The 16,185-nt window shown below is 62.2% G+C and carries 12 protein-coding genes; 6 read left to right on the top strand and 6 right to left on the bottom strand.

The window, feature by feature from the left end; genetic code table 11:
- Nucleotides 1–660 carry a GntR family transcriptional regulator gene (locus PFZ56_RS15355; RefSeq protein ID WP_102863827.1) on the bottom strand — a complete coding sequence of 220 codons (660 nt, stop codon included), beginning with the start codon at nucleotides 658–660 and terminating at the stop codon, nucleotides 1–3.
- A 266-nt stretch (nucleotides 661–926) separates the two neighbouring features.
- Between PFZ56_RS15355 and xdhA the strand changes: the two genes are divergently transcribed.
- From xdhA to guaD, 4 genes are all read left to right on the top strand, one after another.
- Complete coding sequence (gene xdhA / locus PFZ56_RS15350; protein WP_102863828.1) at nucleotides 927–2,381, top strand: xanthine dehydrogenase small subunit; 1,455 nt, start codon at nucleotides 927–929, stop codon at nucleotides 2,379–2,381.
- Nucleotides 2,374–4,773, top strand: coding sequence for a xanthine dehydrogenase molybdopterin binding subunit (gene xdhB, locus PFZ56_RS15345; RefSeq protein ID WP_115581941.1), 2,400 nt, complete (start codon nucleotides 2,374–2,376; stop codon nucleotides 4,771–4,773). Before xdhA ends, xdhB begins: the two co-directional genes overlap by 8 nt.
- 96 nt (nucleotides 4,774–4,869) lie before the next feature.
- Nucleotides 4,870–5,712, top strand: a complete 843-nt coding sequence (gene xdhC / locus PFZ56_RS15340) for a xanthine dehydrogenase accessory protein XdhC (protein ID WP_170003311.1) — start codon at nucleotides 4,870–4,872, stop codon at nucleotides 5,710–5,712.
- 23 nt (nucleotides 5,713–5,735) lie between these two features.
- The gene (guaD, locus tag PFZ56_RS15335; RefSeq protein WP_170003313.1) at nucleotides 5,736–7,040 is read left to right on the top strand and encodes a guanine deaminase; all 1,305 of its coding nucleotides are present in this window, start codon (nucleotides 5,736–5,738) and stop codon (nucleotides 7,038–7,040) included.
- 82 nt (nucleotides 7,041–7,122) lie between these two features.
- Here the strand turns inward: guaD and PFZ56_RS15330 are convergent, their stop codons facing one another.
- The 3 genes from PFZ56_RS15330 to PFZ56_RS15320 all read right to left on the bottom strand — a co-directional run bounded on the left by PFZ56_RS15330 (nucleotide 7,123) and on the right by PFZ56_RS15320 (nucleotide 10,007).
- The gene (locus PFZ56_RS15330; protein WP_102878982.1) at nucleotides 7,123–7,956 is read right to left on the bottom strand and encodes a nucleoside-binding protein; all 834 of its coding nucleotides are present in this window, start codon (nucleotides 7,954–7,956) and stop codon (nucleotides 7,123–7,125) included.
- 148 nt (nucleotides 7,957–8,104) lie between these two features.
- Complete coding sequence (locus PFZ56_RS15325) at nucleotides 8,105–9,055, bottom strand: LysR family transcriptional regulator (RefSeq protein ID WP_102863832.1); 951 nt, start codon at nucleotides 9,053–9,055, stop codon at nucleotides 8,105–8,107.
- Nucleotides 9,056–9,242: 187 nt separating this feature from the next.
- The gene (locus PFZ56_RS15320) at nucleotides 9,243–10,007 is read right to left on the bottom strand and encodes a GntR family transcriptional regulator (protein WP_025128787.1); all 765 of its coding nucleotides are present in this window, start codon (nucleotides 10,005–10,007) and stop codon (nucleotides 9,243–9,245) included.
- A gap of 318 nt (nucleotides 10,008–10,325) precedes the next feature.
- On the opposite strand from PFZ56_RS15320, the gene PFZ56_RS15315 reads away from it, so the two are divergent.
- On the top strand, nucleotides 10,326–11,516 hold the full coding sequence (locus tag PFZ56_RS15315; RefSeq protein WP_170003315.1) for a benzoate/H(+) symporter BenE family transporter: 1,191 nt from the start codon (nucleotides 10,326–10,328) through the stop codon (nucleotides 11,514–11,516).
- A 182-nt stretch (nucleotides 11,517–11,698) separates the two neighbouring features.
- Here PFZ56_RS15315 and PFZ56_RS15310 read toward each other — a convergent pair whose 3' ends face one another.
- A complete protein-coding gene (locus PFZ56_RS15310) occupies nucleotides 11,699–12,043 on the bottom strand; it encodes a YggL family protein (RefSeq protein WP_102863834.1) in 345 nt (114 codons plus the stop codon).
- Nucleotides 12,044–12,277: 234 nt separating this feature from the next.
- Between PFZ56_RS15310 and dacB the strand changes: the two genes are divergently transcribed.
- On the top strand, nucleotides 12,278–13,738 hold the full coding sequence (gene dacB, locus PFZ56_RS15305; RefSeq protein WP_102863835.1) for a D-alanyl-D-alanine carboxypeptidase/D-alanyl-D-alanine-endopeptidase: 1,461 nt from the start codon (nucleotides 12,278–12,280) through the stop codon (nucleotides 13,736–13,738).
- 45 nt (nucleotides 13,739–13,783) lie between these two features.
- Here the strand turns inward: dacB and PFZ56_RS15300 are convergent, their stop codons facing one another.
- The gene (locus PFZ56_RS15300; RefSeq protein WP_115581939.1) at nucleotides 13,784–16,183 is read right to left on the bottom strand and encodes a diguanylate cyclase; all 2,400 of its coding nucleotides are present in this window, start codon (nucleotides 16,181–16,183) and stop codon (nucleotides 13,784–13,786) included.
- Nucleotides 16,184–16,185 lie beyond the last annotated feature (2 nt).

Raw genomic sequence — 16,185 nt, 5'->3', positions numbered from 1 at the left:
TTAAGCATCCGCCAACGCAGACACCACCAGATCGCTGCTGCGCTGGGCGTAGGCCGTCAACACCTGGCGGATCTGCTCCAGATCACGGGCCAGCACCGCGGCCAGCAACTGCTCGAACAACTCCAGGTACTCGCTCATCGACGCCTTGCGCTGCTCCAGTGCCAGGTAATAGGCACGGCTCATGGCCGGCTGCAGATTCTCGACGGTTTCCTGCAGGTAAGGGTTGTTGGCAAAAGGATAGGCCGCGCGCATCACGCTGAAGCTGTCCTCGACGAAGGCGCGGATGTCCTGGCGCTCGTAGGCACCCTCCAGACGCTGCTGGATCTGCAGGAACGGCGTCATGTCGCTCTGCTGCACCCAGCCGCTGGCCACGCAGTTGCCCAGCAGGATGTACAACTCGCTCATCAGGGTGCAAAGACTGCGGACCTTGTGCTCGGTGAGCTCGGTCACGTGGGCACCACGGCGCGGCAGGATGGCAATCAGATGGCGGCGCTCAAGAATCAGCAAGGCCTCGCGGACCGAACCACGACTGACATTGAGGGCCAAGGTGACCTTCTGTTCCTGAATGCGCTCTCCAGGCTTGAGATCCCCGCGAATGATACGTTCGGCGAGGTGGTGAGCAATCTGCTCGGCGAGGCTGTCCGGCGCCTTGAACGTCATGGTTTTCCTTCAAAATCTTTAATCGGCACAAGCGGCGCAGTGTAGCGCAATTGCTACCCCATCGCGGAGTGCTCCGACAGGGGAATTTGGCATGAAACAAGCAGATTGATGTTGATTCAAGGGTTTCTCAAATGCCGTTCATACTTGAAATGTTGAGCACAGAAATTTCCTGACCCAAAGGTCAGAAAATCATTGACCGAAAAGTCAGACATGACTAAATTCGGCTCAGTTCGCTTAACAACAATAAAGAGTCTGCGAGGCCTTCCGTGATCCAGTTTTTACTCAACCAGGAACTCCGTAGCGAGCACGCCCTGGACCCAAACCTGACCGTGCTCAACTATCTGCGCGAGCACTTGGGCAAACCCGGCACCAAGGAAGGCTGCGCCAGCGGCGACTGCGGCGCCTGCACCGTGGTGGTGGGCGAGTTGCAGGTGGATGCCCAGGGCGGCGAATCCATTCGCTATCGCAGCCTCAACTCGTGCCTGACCTTCGTCTCCTCCTTGCACGGCAAACAGCTGATCAGCGTCGAAGGCCTCAAGCATCAGGGCCAACTGCACAGCGTGCAGCAGGCCATGGTCGAGTGCCACGGTTCACAATGCGGCTTTTGCACCCCAGGATTCGTCATGTCGCTGTTCGCCCTGCAAAAGAACAGCAGTGAACCCGACGCCCACAAGGCCCATGAGGCCCTGGCCGGCAACCTGTGCCGTTGCACCGGCTACCGGCCGATCCTCGCTGCTGCCGAGCAGGCCTGCTGCGGCCAGCAGAGCGATCAGTTCGACGCCCGCCAGACCGAGACCATCAGTCGCCTCAAGGCCATCGCGCCCAAGGACACCGGTGAACTCAACAGCGGCGACAAGCGCTGCCTGGTGCCGCTGACCGTGGCCGACCTGGCCGACCTCTACGACGCCTACCCCCAGGCACGGCTGCTGGCCGGTGGCACCGACCTGGCCCTGGAAGTCACCCAGTTCCACCGCACCCTGCCGGTGATGATCTACGTCGGTAACATTGCCGAGATGAAGCGCGTCGAACGCTTCGACGATCGCCTGGAGATCGGCGCGGCCACGGCCCTCACCGACTGCTACGACGCACTGCGCGCCGAGTACCCGGACTTCGGCGAATTGCTCCAGCGCTTCGCCTCGTTGCAGATCCGTAACCAGGGCACCCTGGGGGGCAATATCGGCAACGCCTCGCCCATCGGCGACTCACCGCCCCTGCTGATCGCCCTGGGTGCGCAGATCGTACTGTGCAAGGGCGAAGTACGCCGCACCCTGGCCCTGGAAGACTATTTCATCGATTACCGGGTCACGGCCCGCCAGGACAGCGAGTTCATCGAGAAGATCATCGTGCCCCGGGCCAGCGCCGAACGGCTGTTCCGTGCGTACAAGGTCTCCAAGCGTCTGGACGACGATATCTCTGCGGTCTGCGCGGCCTTCAACCTGCAGATTGAAAACGGCGTGGTCAGCGACGCGCGCATTGCCTTCGGCGGTATGGCGGCGATCCCGAAACGAGCCAAGAGCTGTGAAACCGCACTGATTGGCGCGCCCTGGAACCTGTCCACGGTGGAGCGCGCCTGCGCGGCCCTGGCGGAGGATTTCACCCCGCTTTCGGATTTCCGTGCGAGCAAGGAATACCGCCTGCTGAGTGCGCAGAACCTGCTGCGCAAGTACTTCATCGAACTGCAAACACCGCACATCGAGACCCGGGTGACCGCTTATGTCTAATCATCACAAAGTCGAGAAGACTCAAGCCGAACTGACGGCCCTGTTTCACCAGGACCTGACCACGGGCGTTGGCCGCAGCGTCAAGCACGACAGCGCCGACAAACACGTGTCCGGCGAGGCGCTGTACATCGACGACCGCCTGGAATTCCCCAACCAGTTGCATGTCTACGCGCGACTGTCGGACCGAGCCCACGCCAAAGTCATCAGCATTGACACCGGCCCCTGCTACGCCTTCGAAGGCGTGCGCATCGCCATTACTCATGAAGACATTCCCGGCCTGAAGGACATCGGCCCACTGCTGCCCGGCGACCCGCTGCTGGCCATCGATACCGTGCAGTTCGTCGGCCAGCCGGTGCTGGCGGTGGCCGCCAAGGATCTGGAAACCGCGCGCAAGGCGGCCATGGCCGCGATCATCGAGTACGAGGACCTGGAACCGGTGCTGGACGTGGTGGAAGCCCTGCGCAAGCGCCACTTCGTGCTGGACAGCCACACTCACCAGCGCGGCGATTCCGCCGGCGCCCTGGCCAACGCCGAACACCGCATCCAGGGCACGCTGCATATCGGCGGCCAGGAGCATTTCTACCTGGAAACCCAGATTTCCTCGGTGATGCCCACCGAGGACGGCGGCATGATCGTCTACTGCTCGACCCAGAACCCCACCGAAGTGCAGAAACTGGTGGCGGAAGTGCTCGACGTGTCGATGAACAAGATAGTGGTCGACATGCGGCGCATGGGCGGCGGCTTCGGCGGCAAGGAAACCCAGGCCGCCAGCCCTGCCTGCCTCTGTGCGGTGATCGCCCGCCTCACCGGCCAGCCCACCAAGATGCGCCTGCCCCGGGTCGAAGACATGCTCATGACCGGCAAGCGTCACCCGTTCTACATCGAATACGACGTGGGCTTCGACAGCAACGGCCGCCTGCACGGCATCCAGCTGGAACTGGCGGGCAACTGCGGCTGCTCACCGGACCTCTCGGCGTCCATCGTCGACCGGGCGATGTTCCACTCCGACAACGCCTACTACCTGGGCGACGCCACCATCAACGGCCACCGCTGCAAGACCAACACCGCCTCCAACACCGCCTACCGCGGTTTCGGCGGCCCGCAAGGCATGGTCGCCATTGAAGAGGTGATGGACGCCATCGCCCGCCACCTGCACCTGGACCCGCTGGCGGTGCGCAAGGCCAACTACTACGGCAAGACCGAACGCAACGTCACCCATTACTACCAGACCGTCGAGCACAACATGCTCGAAGAGATGACGGCCGAACTGGAAGCCAGCAGCCAGTATGCCGAGCGTCGCGAAGCCATCCGGCTATACAACGCCAACAGCCCGATCCTGAAAAAGGGCCTGGCACTGACCCCGGTGAAGTTCGGCATCTCCTTCACCGCCAGCTTCCTCAACCAGGCCGGCGCGCTGATCCACATCTACACCGACGGCAGCATCCACCTGAACCACGGCGGCACCGAAATGGGCCAGGGCCTGAACGTCAAGGTGGCCCAGGTAGTGGCCGAGGTGTTCCAGGTGGACATCGAGCGGGTACAGATCACTGCCACCAACACCGACAAAGTACCCAACACCTCGCCCACCGCGGCATCCAGTGGCGCCGACCTCAACGGCAAGGCCGCGCAGAACGCAGCGCAGACCATCAAGTCGCGCCTGGTGGAGTTTGCCGCGCGCAAGTACCAGGTCAGCGAAGAGGATGTGGAATTCCACAACGGCCACGTGCGTGTCCGCGACCATATCCTGACCTTCGAGGAACTGATCCAGCAGGCGTATTTCGCCCAGGTGTCGCTGTCCAGCACCGGTTTCTACAAGACCCCGAAGATCTACTACGACCGCAGCCAGGCTCGGGGTCGGCCGTTCTACTACTTCGCCTTTGGCGCAGCCTGCGCCGAGGTGATAGTCGATACCCTGACCGGCGAGTACAAGATGCTGCGTACCGACATCCTGCACGACGTCGGTGCCTCGCTGAACCCGGCCATCGACATCGGCCAGGTGGAAGGCGGTTACATCCAGGGCATGGGCTGGCTGACCACCGAGGAACTGGTGTGGAACGCCAAGGGCAAACTGATGACCAATGGTCCCGCCAGCTACAAGATCCCGGCGGTGGCCGACATGCCCCTGGACCTGCGGGTCAAGCTGGTGGAGAACCGCAAGAACCCGGAAGACACGGTGTTCCACTCCAAGGCCGTGGGCGAGCCGCCGTTCATGCTTGGCATCGCTGCCTGGTGCGCGATCAAGGACGCAGTGGCCAGCCTGGGCGACTACCGCCATCAACCGCAGATCGATGCCCCGGCAACACCGGAGCGAGTGTTGTGGGGCTGCGAGCAGATGCGTCGCTTGCAGGTGACCAGAGCCGCGGATCAGCAAGTCGAGCTGGCGCCGCTGTAACGGCCTTCACGGGCAAGCCCGCTCCTGCACCGCGCCCGTAGGAGCTGGCTTGCCGGCGAAGCAGCCCGAACAGACCACCAAGATGTCGAGGTAAACATGAACAACTGGATCAGCGCCCTCGCCGACCTGCAGAACCAGGGTGAACCCTGCGTGTTGGTGACCATCATCGAGGAGCTCGGCTCAACGCCGCGTAATGCCGGTTCGAAAATGGTCGTCAGCGCCACCCAGGCCTTCGACACCATCGGCGGCGGGCACCTGGAGTACAAGGCCATGCAGATCGCCCGTGACCTGCTCGCCAGCGGCCAGCAGGCCACCCACCTGGAGCGCTTCAGCCTCGGTGCCAGCCTCGGCCAGTGCTGCGGCGGCGCCACCGTGCTGCTGTTCGAACCCATGGGCCAGGTGCAAGCGCAAATCGCCGTGTTCGGTGCCGGGCACGTCGGCCGCGCCCTGGTGCCACTCCTGGCCAGTCTGCCGTGCCGGGTACGCTGGATCGATTCCCGGGAACAGGAATTCCCCGAACAGATTCCCCAGGGCGTGAGCAAGATCGTCAGCGAAGAACCGGTGGAGGAAATCGATAACCTGCCGCCTGGCAGCTATTGCATCGTCATGACCCATAATCACCAGCTGGACCTGGAGTTGACCGCCGCCCTGCTCAAGCGCAACGACTTTGCCTATTTCGGCCTGATCGGCTCGAAGACCAAGCGTGTGAAGTTCGAGCACCGCTTGCGCGATCGCGGTTTCGACGCAACCACCTTGCAGCGCATGCGTTGCCCGATGGGGCTCGCTGAAGTCAAAGGCAAGTTGCCCGTGGAAATCGCCATCTCCATTGCCGGTGAGATCATCGCTACCTACAACGCCCATTTCGGCCAGTCCAGCGCCAGCGCCGAACCCATTGCCAAGCTGCTGCCGGCCTCGCGCCGCAGCCAGACTTCGAACTGACACGCCACACACTGAGAACGACCATGCCTTTGACTCGCAAAGCCTACCGTGCCGCCATCCTGCACAGCATCGCCGACCCGGCCGAAGTCGGAATCGAAGCCTCCTATGAGTATTTCGAAGACGGCCTGCTGGTGGTCGAGGACGGCCGGATCAGCGCCCTCGGCCACGCCAGTGAACTGCTTGCCGGCCTGCCCGCCGATGTAGAGATCAATCATTACCCCGACGCCCTGATCACCCCGGGCTTCATCGACACCCACATCCACCTGCCCCAGACCGGCATGGTCGGTGCCTACGGCGAACAGTTGCTGGACTGGCTGAACACCTACACCTTCCCCTGTGAACGCCAGTTCGCCGATCAGGCCCACGCCGATGAAGTGGCGGACATCTTCATCAAGGAATTGCTGCGCAACGGCACCACCACCGCGCTGGTGTTCGGCAGCGTGCATCCACAGTCGGTCAATGCCTTCTTCGCCGCCGCCGAGAAACTCGACCTGCGGATGATCGCCGGCAAGGTGATGATGGATCGCAACGCTCCGGACTACCTGACCGACACCGCAGAATCCGGCTACCTGGAAAGCAAGGCGCTGATCGAGCGCTGGCACGGCAAGGGCCGCCTGCACTACGCGGTGACCCCGCGTTTCGCCCCGACCAGCACCCCGGAACAACTGACCCTGGCCGGCAAACTGCTGACCGAGTACCCCGATCTCTACATGCAGACTCACATCAGTGAAAACCTGCAGGAGATCGAATGGGTCAAGGAACTGTTCCCGGAGCGCAAGGGTTACCTGGACGTTTATGACCACTATCAACTGCTGGGGGAACGCTCGGTGTTCGCCCACGGCGTGCACCTGTGCGATGACGAATGTGCGCGCCTGGCGGAAACCGGTTCGGCCGTGGCCTTCTGCCCAACCTCGAACTTCTTCCTCGGCAGTGGTCTGTTCAACCTGCCCATGGCGGAAAAACACAAACTCAATGTCGGCCTGGGCACCGACGTCGGTGGCGGCACCAGTTTCTCGCTGCTGCAGACCCTGAACGAAGCCTACAAAGTCATGCAGCTACAGGGCGCACGCCTGAGCCCGTTCAAGTCCCTGTACCTGGCAACCCTGGGCGGCGCCCGCGCCCTGCGCCTGGAGGAGCGAATCGGCACTCTGCACCCTGGCACCGACGCCGACTTCGTGGTCCTCGACTACCACGCCACTCCCTTGCTCAGCTATCGCCTGAAGCAGGCCAACAGCATCGCTGAAACCCTGTTTGTACTGATGACCCTGGGGGACGATCGCACCGTGCTGCAGACCTACGCCGCCGGCCAGCCAGTCCACCAGCGCTAAGCCCGCAAACGAAAAATCCCCCGCTCGCGGAACATCGAACGGGGGATTTTTCATGCCTGAGTCCCAGGCGATCAGGTGCAGACTAGAACGTCACTTCCATGTTCAAGGTCGGCGCCGTGGTCCGCGTCCCCCGTCCACCGTCCACCCCGAACTTGTTGTGCCAGTACTCGTAGCCAACACCCAGGTACAGGTTGGGCTTGACGTTCTTGCCGGGCAACACGGCCACCATCAGCGACGTCCGCACCAGGGTTTCCGCTGCGGTGTCACGATAGTTGTAGTCGTGGCCCTTTTCCCCGGTGTAGTTGACGAAGCCCTGGAACTTGGCGGCGTGACTGCCAACTTCGAAGGGACGCATCCAGGCCAGGTTGAGCATGTAAGTATCGTCGAAGGTGTGATCCGGGTCCTTGGCCCCGGGGATGCCGGAATGGTTGTTTTCCTTGTAGTACAGCAAGCTCAGGTCCAGCACGCCGACGGTGTTGAATTTCAGGGTCGGACCGAAGACCAGGGCGCGTTTCTTGGCCGAGCCCAGGTTGTTGTTGCGACTGGCATCGAAGCCCAGGGTCAGCGCGTAGTCCTTGACGAGGCCGGTGCCCAAGGGCGTATCGAACACCCGGGACGCGAAGAGCTGGTGACGATAGACGCCATAGACTTCGCTGCTGCCCTTGTGGGTGCCCTTGCGCGGATCGTCGCTGTCGGAGAGCAGCAGATCCAGGTGCAGGTAGTTGCTGCCGTACTGGTAGCCACTGGCGTGGGTGAAACTGTAGATGCGCTTGCTGATGTAGTGCGGATTGTTCGGGTTGGTGAACTCCTTGCCGTACCGAAAGCCGACGCTGTTGTTCATCCACTCCAGGGCGGCTGCTTCCCCTGCTCCGATCAGTGTCATCAGCAGGGTTGCGCCTTGTAATGCCTTTTTCATTTTTATTATGTCCTGTGGCGGTGTGGCGTAAGGCAGCTTCGCTGGCTGCCGTCCGCACGCAGTATCGGCACAAGCGCCACAGGCCCCAAAGCACAGAATATCGATCAGCGCGCTGCCAAAACGGCAACAGCCGCCCACAGCCATGGACTCAGAGCGTTAGCTGGCCGAAAGCGCGCTCGGCCCGCTCGCGAATGGCGATCTCCTCGCCAAGCAGATGCGCCAGCGCCTCCACCGCGCTGGGCAGATCACGACCGCTGCGGGCATAGAGCCCCAGGTCGCTATAGATCCCCCCCTGATCGCTCAGCGGGATATGCACCAGTTCCCCCTTGCTCAGGTCGCCCTCGACCCCGACCCGGGTCTGGAAGGCCACCCCCATGTTGTGCCGGGCCATCTGTCGCGCCAGCTCCATGGAGTTGCTCTGCAAGGGCGGCTTGTCCAACAGCCCCAGGCGCTTGTGCAACGGCGCCAGCAAGTGATGGATCGACAGCTCGCTCTTGGCCAGGATCAGCCCGTGCTCGGCGCAGGTGGCGAAATTGACGCTGCCCCGCTCGGCCAAGGGATGATCGGGACTGACCAGCGCCCCCAGGCGAAAATGACCGACGCTCAAGGGGCGGATCTCCGGCGCCCTGGGCAAGGCGAACGCCAGGCCCAGGTCCGCACGACTGTTGATCAAGGCCTGGGGAATGGATTGCGAGCCCTGCACCGTGACGCCGATGGTCACCTGTGGATACAGATCGCGCATGCGCTTGAGCACCGAGGGCAGCAGATCCACCGTCGCGCCTTCCACCGCGGCAATCTCCACATGCCCGCTCTTGAGGCCACGCAGAGCATCGAACTCCAGGCGCACCCGCTCCAGGTCCTGCAGCACCAGATTGACATGACGGCTCATGACCTCTCCCGCCAGGGTCAGGCGCAGGCCGCCCGGCAGGCGTTCGAACAAGGGCGCGCCGATTTCATCCTCGATCTTCAGGATCTGCCGGTTCACCGCCGAAGACGCGACATTCAGGCGCCGAGCAGCCTCGCGGATCGAATGACAGCGACGAACCATATCGAAGTAATGGATGGCGGAAGAATGAATGCGTAGCGTTCTGCCGATCATGCCGCGGGCTCCTTTCGCAGGACCAGAGGCGCACGGATTGCCGGCCGTGAGCCTCGAAGCAGGCACTGTATACAATCTTAATTGAAATTTAAAACAATCTTCCTGATCAGCAGGCAGACCCGCCGCCAAACAAAAATCCCCCGCTGCATAGGGCTACGCAGCGAGGGATTTTCAGTCTGATCGAGGCTTACAGCTTGGCCGTCGGCCGCCCCGGCTTCTTGGTCTGCAGCAGGTGCGAGAACACCGCATGCAGGTCGTCCGAGGCGCTTTCCTCGTCGAGATTGAGCTTGCTGTCGATGTGATCCATGTGATGCATCATCAGGTTCACCGCCAGCTCGCCGTCCCGGGCCTCGATGGCGTCGATCAGTTGGGTGTGCTCATCGTAGGAGCAGTGGGAGCGGTTGCCGCTTTCATACTGGGCAATGATCAGCGACGTCTGGGACACCAGGCTGCGCTGGAAGCTGATCAGCGGTGCATTCTTCGCAGCTTCCGCCAGCTTCAGGTGAAACTCCCCGGACAGGCGGATACCGGCACCACGATCGCCTCGGGAAAAGCTGTCGCGCTCCTCGTTGACCATCTGCCGCAACTCCAGCAGCTGTTCGGCGGTGGCATGCTGGACCGCCAGCTCGGTAATGGCTCGCTCCACCAGACGCCGGGCGAGAAAGACCTGACGGGCTTCCTCGACGCTCGGACTGGCAACCACCGCCCCCCGATTGGGTCGCAACAGGACTACGCCTTCATGGGCCAGCCGCGACAATGCACGACGGATGATGGTCCGACTGACTCCGAATATTTCCCCAAGCGCCTCTTCACTCAACTTGGTGCCGGGCGCCAGGCGCTGCTCGAGGATGGCCTCAAAGATATGCGCGTAGACAATATCGTCCTGGGTTCCGCTGCGACCGGCTTTGCCTGCTCGCGGTTGTTTCTTGAGAGGTTGCAACTGTTCGTTCATGGGCACTCGGGTCGGGAGGACTGCGGCGATTTCGGCGTGACTTTAATACGCCACGGTGGGTCGCTGGCAAGTATCGCGTTAAAACAGGGGCACATTGTACACAACCGCTGGGGATCATTAGCAAAAAGTGTTACCGGCCCCACCACTTATTCAACGACTGTACGGCTATTTGTAGTCACGGCTGTATTGCAATGCAAAGTTGCTTTTAAGTTTAGGCTTGAACCTTGAACCCTATTACCGGCTCGTTGCTTGCGCAGGCTGCAAGCAGCGTTCGCCGGGTATGGGTTTTGCGTCTTTCAAGAACAAGGAACAGCAGTAATGTCCGATGCCACCCCCGCGCAATTACGCCCCCTCGCGGACACTTCGCCCTCCGCCATCGTTGCCGGCTTCATCGCCATGATGACCGGCTACACCAGTTCCCTGGTGCTGATGTTCCAGGCTGGGCAAGCCGCCGGCCTGACCAGCGGTCAGATCTCCTCCTGGATCTGGGCCATCTCCATTGGCATGGCGGTGTGCAGCATCGGCCTGTCTCTGCGCTATCGCACCCCCATCACCATCGCCTGGTCCACACCCGGCGCTGCCCTGCTGATCACCAGCCTGCCGGGGGTGACCTATGGCGAAGCCATTGGCGCCTACATCACTTGCGCGGTCCTGGTGACCATTTGCGGACTCACCGGCAGCTTCGAGCGCCTGGTGAAAAAGATCCCGGCATCCCTGGCAGCCGCCTTGCTGGCGGGAATCCTGTTCAAGATCGGCAGTGAAATCTTTGTGGCGGCCCAACACCGTACCGGTCTGGTACTGGGGATGTTCTTCACCTACCTGGTGGTCAAGCGCCTGTCGCCACGTTATGCCGTTCTCGCGGCCCTGCTGATCGGCACTGCACTGTCCGGGCTGATGGGCTTGCTGGACTTCAGTGGCTTCCACCTGGAAGTGGCGACGCCGGTCTGGACCACGCCGCACTTTTCCCTGGCGGCCACCATCAGCATCGGTATTCCACTGTTTGTGGTCGCCATGACCTCACAGAACATGCCCGGGATCGCGGTGCTGCGCGCCGACGGCTACAACGTCCCGGCCTCGCCACTGATCACCGCCACCGGGCTGGCTTCGTTGCTGCTGGCGCCATTTGGTTCCCACGGCATCAACCTGGCGGCCATCAGCGCTGCGATCTGCACCGGCCCCCACGCCCACGAAGATCGCAGCAAGCGTTACACCGCCGCGGTGTGGTGCGGGGTTTTCTATGGCATCGCCGGAGTCTTCGGCGCCACCCTGGCGGCGCTGTTCGCGGCCTTGCCTAAGGAACTGGTGCTGTCCATCGCCGCCCTGGCGCTGTTCGGCTCGATCATCAACGGCTTGAGCATCGCCATGAGTGAAGTGAAGGAACGAGAAGCGGCGCTGATCACCTTTATGGTGACGGCCTCGGGGCTGACGCTGTTTTCCATTGGCTCGGCGTTCTGGGGAATTGTCGCTGGGGTGGTGACCTTGATGATTCTGAATTGGCGCAGCGCCTGAAGGGCTTCGCTGGCCTACATAGACCGGCGCCCACTGCAGGAGCCAGCCTGCCGGCGAATAGCGCCCACGACAAAACCCGGGGCTGGCCCGTGGCAGATGCAAGGATACAAAGGGGGAAATCGACAGGTTGCCCTGGGGGCAACATCGCATGAGCGGCCCGGACGGGCCGCTCACACATGACATCACGCGACTGGGTTGATCGCGTTGTCCGGGTACCAGACGTCCAGCAGCGGGCTGACTTCAACGCTGGTCAGCTCGGTACGGCCTTTGAGCCAGGCTTCAACAGCTGCACGCTGTGCTTCGCTGACGGAACCGCGCTTGCTCAGGCAAACCAGACCGAAGTCATCGCCGCCAACATAGCCCAGACCGTTGGCTTCCATCGCTTCTTTGAGGAACGCGTCGAGGAAAGCGTCAATAGCTTCTTCAGCCAGATCTTCTTTGAAATCCAGGTTCAGCTCAAAACCCAGCTCCTGAAATTCATCTACGCAGAGTTTTTTGCGCAGACGGCGGGAACGGTTAGTGGCCATGGAACAATCCTCATAAGTAATAACGGGCGGCACTTTACCAGTTTAGGCGGGCGATTGCCTGACTCTATGAGGATGCAGGACCGCCATTGGTAAAAAAAATACCGCCACGGCGGCCCGTGGCACGGCACAAGCCGCTATACCTTGGGGCATAATGCCGACACTTTCATGATCACTGAGGGATTTTATCTGCATGCCCTCGCCTTTTTTCCCCTCGACTGCAGGGTTCCACTTCATATGATCAAATCGTTGCGTCCTCTGTTGCTTGCCAGTGTTTTTCTTCCCCTGGCATTTCCTGTCTCTGCGGCTCCGGTCAACACCACCCTGACCCCCAAGGTTCAACAAGCCCTCAAAGCCAGCAAGCTCCCGAACAACGCCCTGTCGCTGGTGATGATTCCCCTGAACGGCCCTGGCACGCCGACGGTTTTCAACGCCGATGTCTCGGTCAACCCGGCCTCCACCATGAAGCTGGTCACCACCTACGCGGCCCTGGAAATGCTTGGCCCGACCCACCAGTGGAAGACCGAGTTCTATACCGATGGCACCCTCAGCGGTGGCATTCTCAACGGCAATCTCTATCTCAAGGGCGGCGGCGATCCCAAGCTGAACATGGAGAAGCTCTGGCTGCTGATGCGTGACCTGCGAGCCAATGGCGTGCAGCAAGTCACCGGCGACCTGGTACTGGACCGCAACTACTTCGTGCAACCGCAGTTGCCTGAGTTCAATGACGACGGCAACGACGAGAACAAGCCGTTCCTGGTCAAGCCCGACGCGCTGATGGTCAACCTCAAGGCCCTGCGCTTCGTCGCCCGCAATGATTCCGGCCGGGTACTGGTTTCGGTAGAGCCGCCGATTGCCAAGATCCGCATCGACAATCAGGTCAAGGCAGTCAACACCAAGCAGTGCACCGGCGACGTTCGCTACAACCCCGTGCCCCAGGCCGATGGCAGCGTGATCGTCACCGTTGGCGGCCAGTTGGGTGATGGCTGCAGTTCCCAGACCTATCTGTCGCTGCTGGACCACGCCACCTACACCGCCGGTGCGGTGCGGGCGATCTGGAGCGAACTGGGCGGCAGCATCCAGGGCAAGGACCGCCTCGCGGTAGTTCCCAAGGATGCCAAGGTCCTGGCCCGTGCCTTCTCTCCGGACCTCGCGGAGGTCATCCGCGACATCAACAAATACAGTAACAACACCATGGCCCAGCAGCTGTTCCTGAGCCTGGGCGCCAAGTACCGCAATGAAGCCGACGGCGATGACGCCAAGGCGGCCCAGCGTGTGGTGCGCCAGTGGCTGGCGAAAAAAGGCATCACCGCGCCGCATCTGGTAATGGAAAACGGCTCCGGCCTGTCCCGTGCCGAACGGGTCAGCGCCCGGGAACTGGCCGGTCTGCTGCAAGCTGCCTGGAAGAGCCCCTACGCCGCCGAGTTCATCAGTTCCATGCCGATTGCCGGCATGGACGGCACCATGCGCAAGCGCCTGAAACGTACCGCCATGTCCGGTGAGGCCCACATCAAGACCGGCACTCTGAACACCGTGCGCGCCATCGCCGGCTATAGCCGCGATGACAACGGCAACACCTGGGCGGTGGTGGCGATCCTCAACGATCCACGCCCCTTCGGCGCCTCTTCGGTGCTGGATCAGGTGCTGCTGGATCTGTATCGCCAGCCAAAACTGGCCACCAGCGCATCCGTTCTGTAGCTCGCTGTTGCGACAGTGGCGGACCCGCTCCGCCGCTGTCAGCGATCAGGGCAGCTCTGGCTGGACTCGATCGCGTCCGGCCTGCTTGGCGGCATAGACCCCGGAGTCAGCCCGCAACAACAAACCGTCCGCCCCCTCGCCTTCGCGCCAGCTGGCAATGCCGAAACTGGCGGTGACACTGCCCACCGGCTCGATCGGCGAACTGCGCAGCCCCTGCCACAGTTCCTGAGCCAGGATCAGCGCCTGCTGGGCGTTGGTGCCCGGACACAGCACCATGAACTCCTCGCCGCCGAGACGGCAGAACACATCGGTACGCCGCAGACGCCCACCAATGCGGACACATAGCCCCCGCAATACCTGATCCCCTACCCCGTGTCCGTACTGGTCGTTGATCCGCTTGAAATGATCGATATCCAGCATGATCACCGCCATCTCGCCTCCAACACGTTCAAGACGCTGCATTTCGCTCTGCAACTGCTCCTGGAAATAGCGCCGGTTGTGAATGCCGGTCAGGGAGTCGGTCACTGACAACGCACGCAACTCTTCCTCGACCCGCTTGAGGTCGGAAATATCCGAGATATAGCCGTGCCAGAGCACGCCGCCGCCCTGCAGGCTTTCCGGGGTCGCCGCGCCACGCATCCAGCGCAGCCCCCGTTGCGGCAGGCAGACCCGATACTCCTCGCGCCACGGACTGAGCTGCTTGGCGGAAACCTGGATCGACTTGCGCACCCGCTGCACATCCTCAGGATGGATACGCTCGAACACTGCCTCGGCATCCTCCTGCAACACCTGCGGCTCGATCTCGTAGATTTCGCGAATGCCATCGCTGGCATAGGTGAAGCTCGCGTGTCCCTCGGCATCCAGCTTGAACTGGTAGATCCCTCCGGGAACATGGGCACTGAGCCTTTTCAACAGGCGGTCCCGGGCCGCCAGGGCCTCGTGCACCCGCTTGCGCTCGGTGATGTCGATGCAGATGGCCAGGTGGCCGATCCACAGCCCCTGATCATCCAGCACCGGGGTTGCCAGCATGTTCACTTGCAGGTGGCTGCCGTCACGCCTGACCAGCGTCCACTCCCGCGCCTCATGGCCACCGGCCAGGCCTTCTTCCACCAGCATGGCCCGGGACACTGGAATGGCCTTGCCATAGCGCTGGGTAAGGCTCTGAGCCCAGCTTTCCAGCTCCCGGGGCAGGTGCAGGCTTTCCAGGGTCAGGTGGCCTACCGCTTCACTGCTGCTGTAGCCGAGCATCTGCTCGGCCCCGGCATTGAAGGTACTGATGACACCACGCAGGTCCGTGGCGATGATCGCCACCTGGGTCGCGGCATTGAGCACGCAGCGCAACTGACTGTGAGTGCCGCGCAACTCCTGCTCGCGACTGCGCAGCTCCCCCGTGCGTTGCTCCACCAAGGCCAAGGCCCGTTGCCGCTGACTCACCAGCACATAGAGCAAGGCGCTGAGCAGCAGACTGAGCAAGCCACCGAGAATCACCAGGCTGCTCAGGGAAGATTGGTTGGCGTGCAGGAACGCCGCGCTGGGGCGGATATCAACCTGATAATCCCGGTCCGCCAGGCGCAGCAAACGGCTGGCCGTCAGGTGACTGGCGATCGGCGGGTTGTTCGATTCATAGAGCACCTCGTGCTGGCCCTCGGTGGACAGATCGAGAATGCGCACCGACAAATTGTCGCTGGCCGGCACCGGCAAGCCGTCCGCCACCAGTTGCCGCAGGCTGATCACCGCCAGCACATAACCGTAAGGCCTGGCCTCGGGCAAGGGGCTGTCCTGGGGCCGCCTGACCGGCGCAGCCAGCAGCACGCCCCGGGCATAGGCCGGGTCCACGGCAACCAGGTGCAAAGGCGGCGAAACCGCCAGGCCGTTGAGCTCCCTGGCCCGCTCCAGAGTAGCCCGGCGCTGAGGCTGGGCCAGCAAGTCGTGCCCCAGGGGCGACCCCAGGGGGCTTTGAGTCTGGCTGTACAGAATCGGCGCAAAGTCTTCTTGCTCACCAGCGGGCTCCATCTGGCCGCTGGCGTTCAATTGCAGGATGGTGAACCCCGCCACCCCCTGATCCCGCACCGCCTGTTCGAACGCCGGCCGCTGGGCACGACTCACCAGAGGCGCCCAGGCATAGGCCTGAGTGTGGCGTAGCAGAGGCTTGGCGTAACCATCGAAGTCCTGGCGGGTCACCAGGTCGGAATTGACAAAGAAACGCCGCAGACCGTCCAGGCGTTGCTCCTGGTCTTGAAAGCGCTCTTCGATACGGCTGTAGCGTTCACTGGCGAGCAATTGGAAGCGCTGGCGCAGTTGCTGTTTGTTCGAGTTGTAAGTGGACCAGGCCAGCAGCCCGGTGAGAATGCCGCCCGCAAGCAACACCAGCACAGCCACTAGCCAGGCAGAGACTTCTTCACTAATGAAACCCAGGATCTTCGGGCGTACCACATGCAACGGCATAA

This window comes from Pseudomonas danubii (assembly GCF_042980055.1).
In the GTDB taxonomy this organism is placed as follows: domain Bacteria; phylum Pseudomonadota; class Gammaproteobacteria; order Pseudomonadales; family Pseudomonadaceae; genus Aquipseudomonas; species Aquipseudomonas danubii.
The sequence above is the reverse complement of the archived record's forward strand: the minus strand, read 5'-3'. Positions and strand labels throughout refer to the sequence as shown.

Excerpts from the sequence above, each read along its gene's own strand:
- dacB (WP_102863835.1), top strand. The coding sequence starts at position 12,278 with ATGATCAAATCGTTGCGTCCTCTGTTGCTTGCCAGTGTTTTTCTTCCC.
- PFZ56_RS15300 (WP_115581939.1), bottom strand. The coding sequence starts at position 16,183 with ATGCCGTTGCATGTGGTACGCCCGAAGATCCTGGGTTTCATTAGTGAA.
- PFZ56_RS15315 (WP_170003315.1), top strand. The coding sequence starts at position 10,326 with ATGTCCGATGCCACCCCCGCGCAATTACGCCCCCTCGCGGACACTTCG.
- PFZ56_RS15355 (WP_102863827.1), bottom strand. The coding sequence starts at position 660 with ATGACGTTCAAGGCGCCGGACAGCCTCGCCGAGCAGATTGCTCACCAC.
- PFZ56_RS15320 (WP_025128787.1), bottom strand. The coding sequence starts at position 10,007 with ATGAACGAACAGTTGCAACCTCTCAAGAAACAACCGCGAGCAGGCAAA.
- xdhC (WP_170003311.1), top strand. The coding sequence starts at position 4,870 with ATGAACAACTGGATCAGCGCCCTCGCCGACCTGCAGAACCAGGGTGAA.
- guaD (WP_170003313.1), top strand. The coding sequence starts at position 5,736 with ATGCCTTTGACTCGCAAAGCCTACCGTGCCGCCATCCTGCACAGCATC.
- xdhB (WP_115581941.1), top strand. The coding sequence starts at position 2,374 with ATGTCTAATCATCACAAAGTCGAGAAGACTCAAGCCGAACTGACGGCC.
- PFZ56_RS15325 (WP_102863832.1), bottom strand. The coding sequence starts at position 9,055 with ATGATCGGCAGAACGCTACGCATTCATTCTTCCGCCATCCATTACTTC.
- PFZ56_RS15310 (WP_102863834.1), bottom strand. The coding sequence starts at position 12,043 with ATGGCCACTAACCGTTCCCGCCGTCTGCGCAAAAAACTCTGCGTAGAT.
- PFZ56_RS15330 (WP_102878982.1), bottom strand. The coding sequence starts at position 7,956 with ATGAAAAAGGCATTACAAGGCGCAACCCTGCTGATGACACTGATCGGA.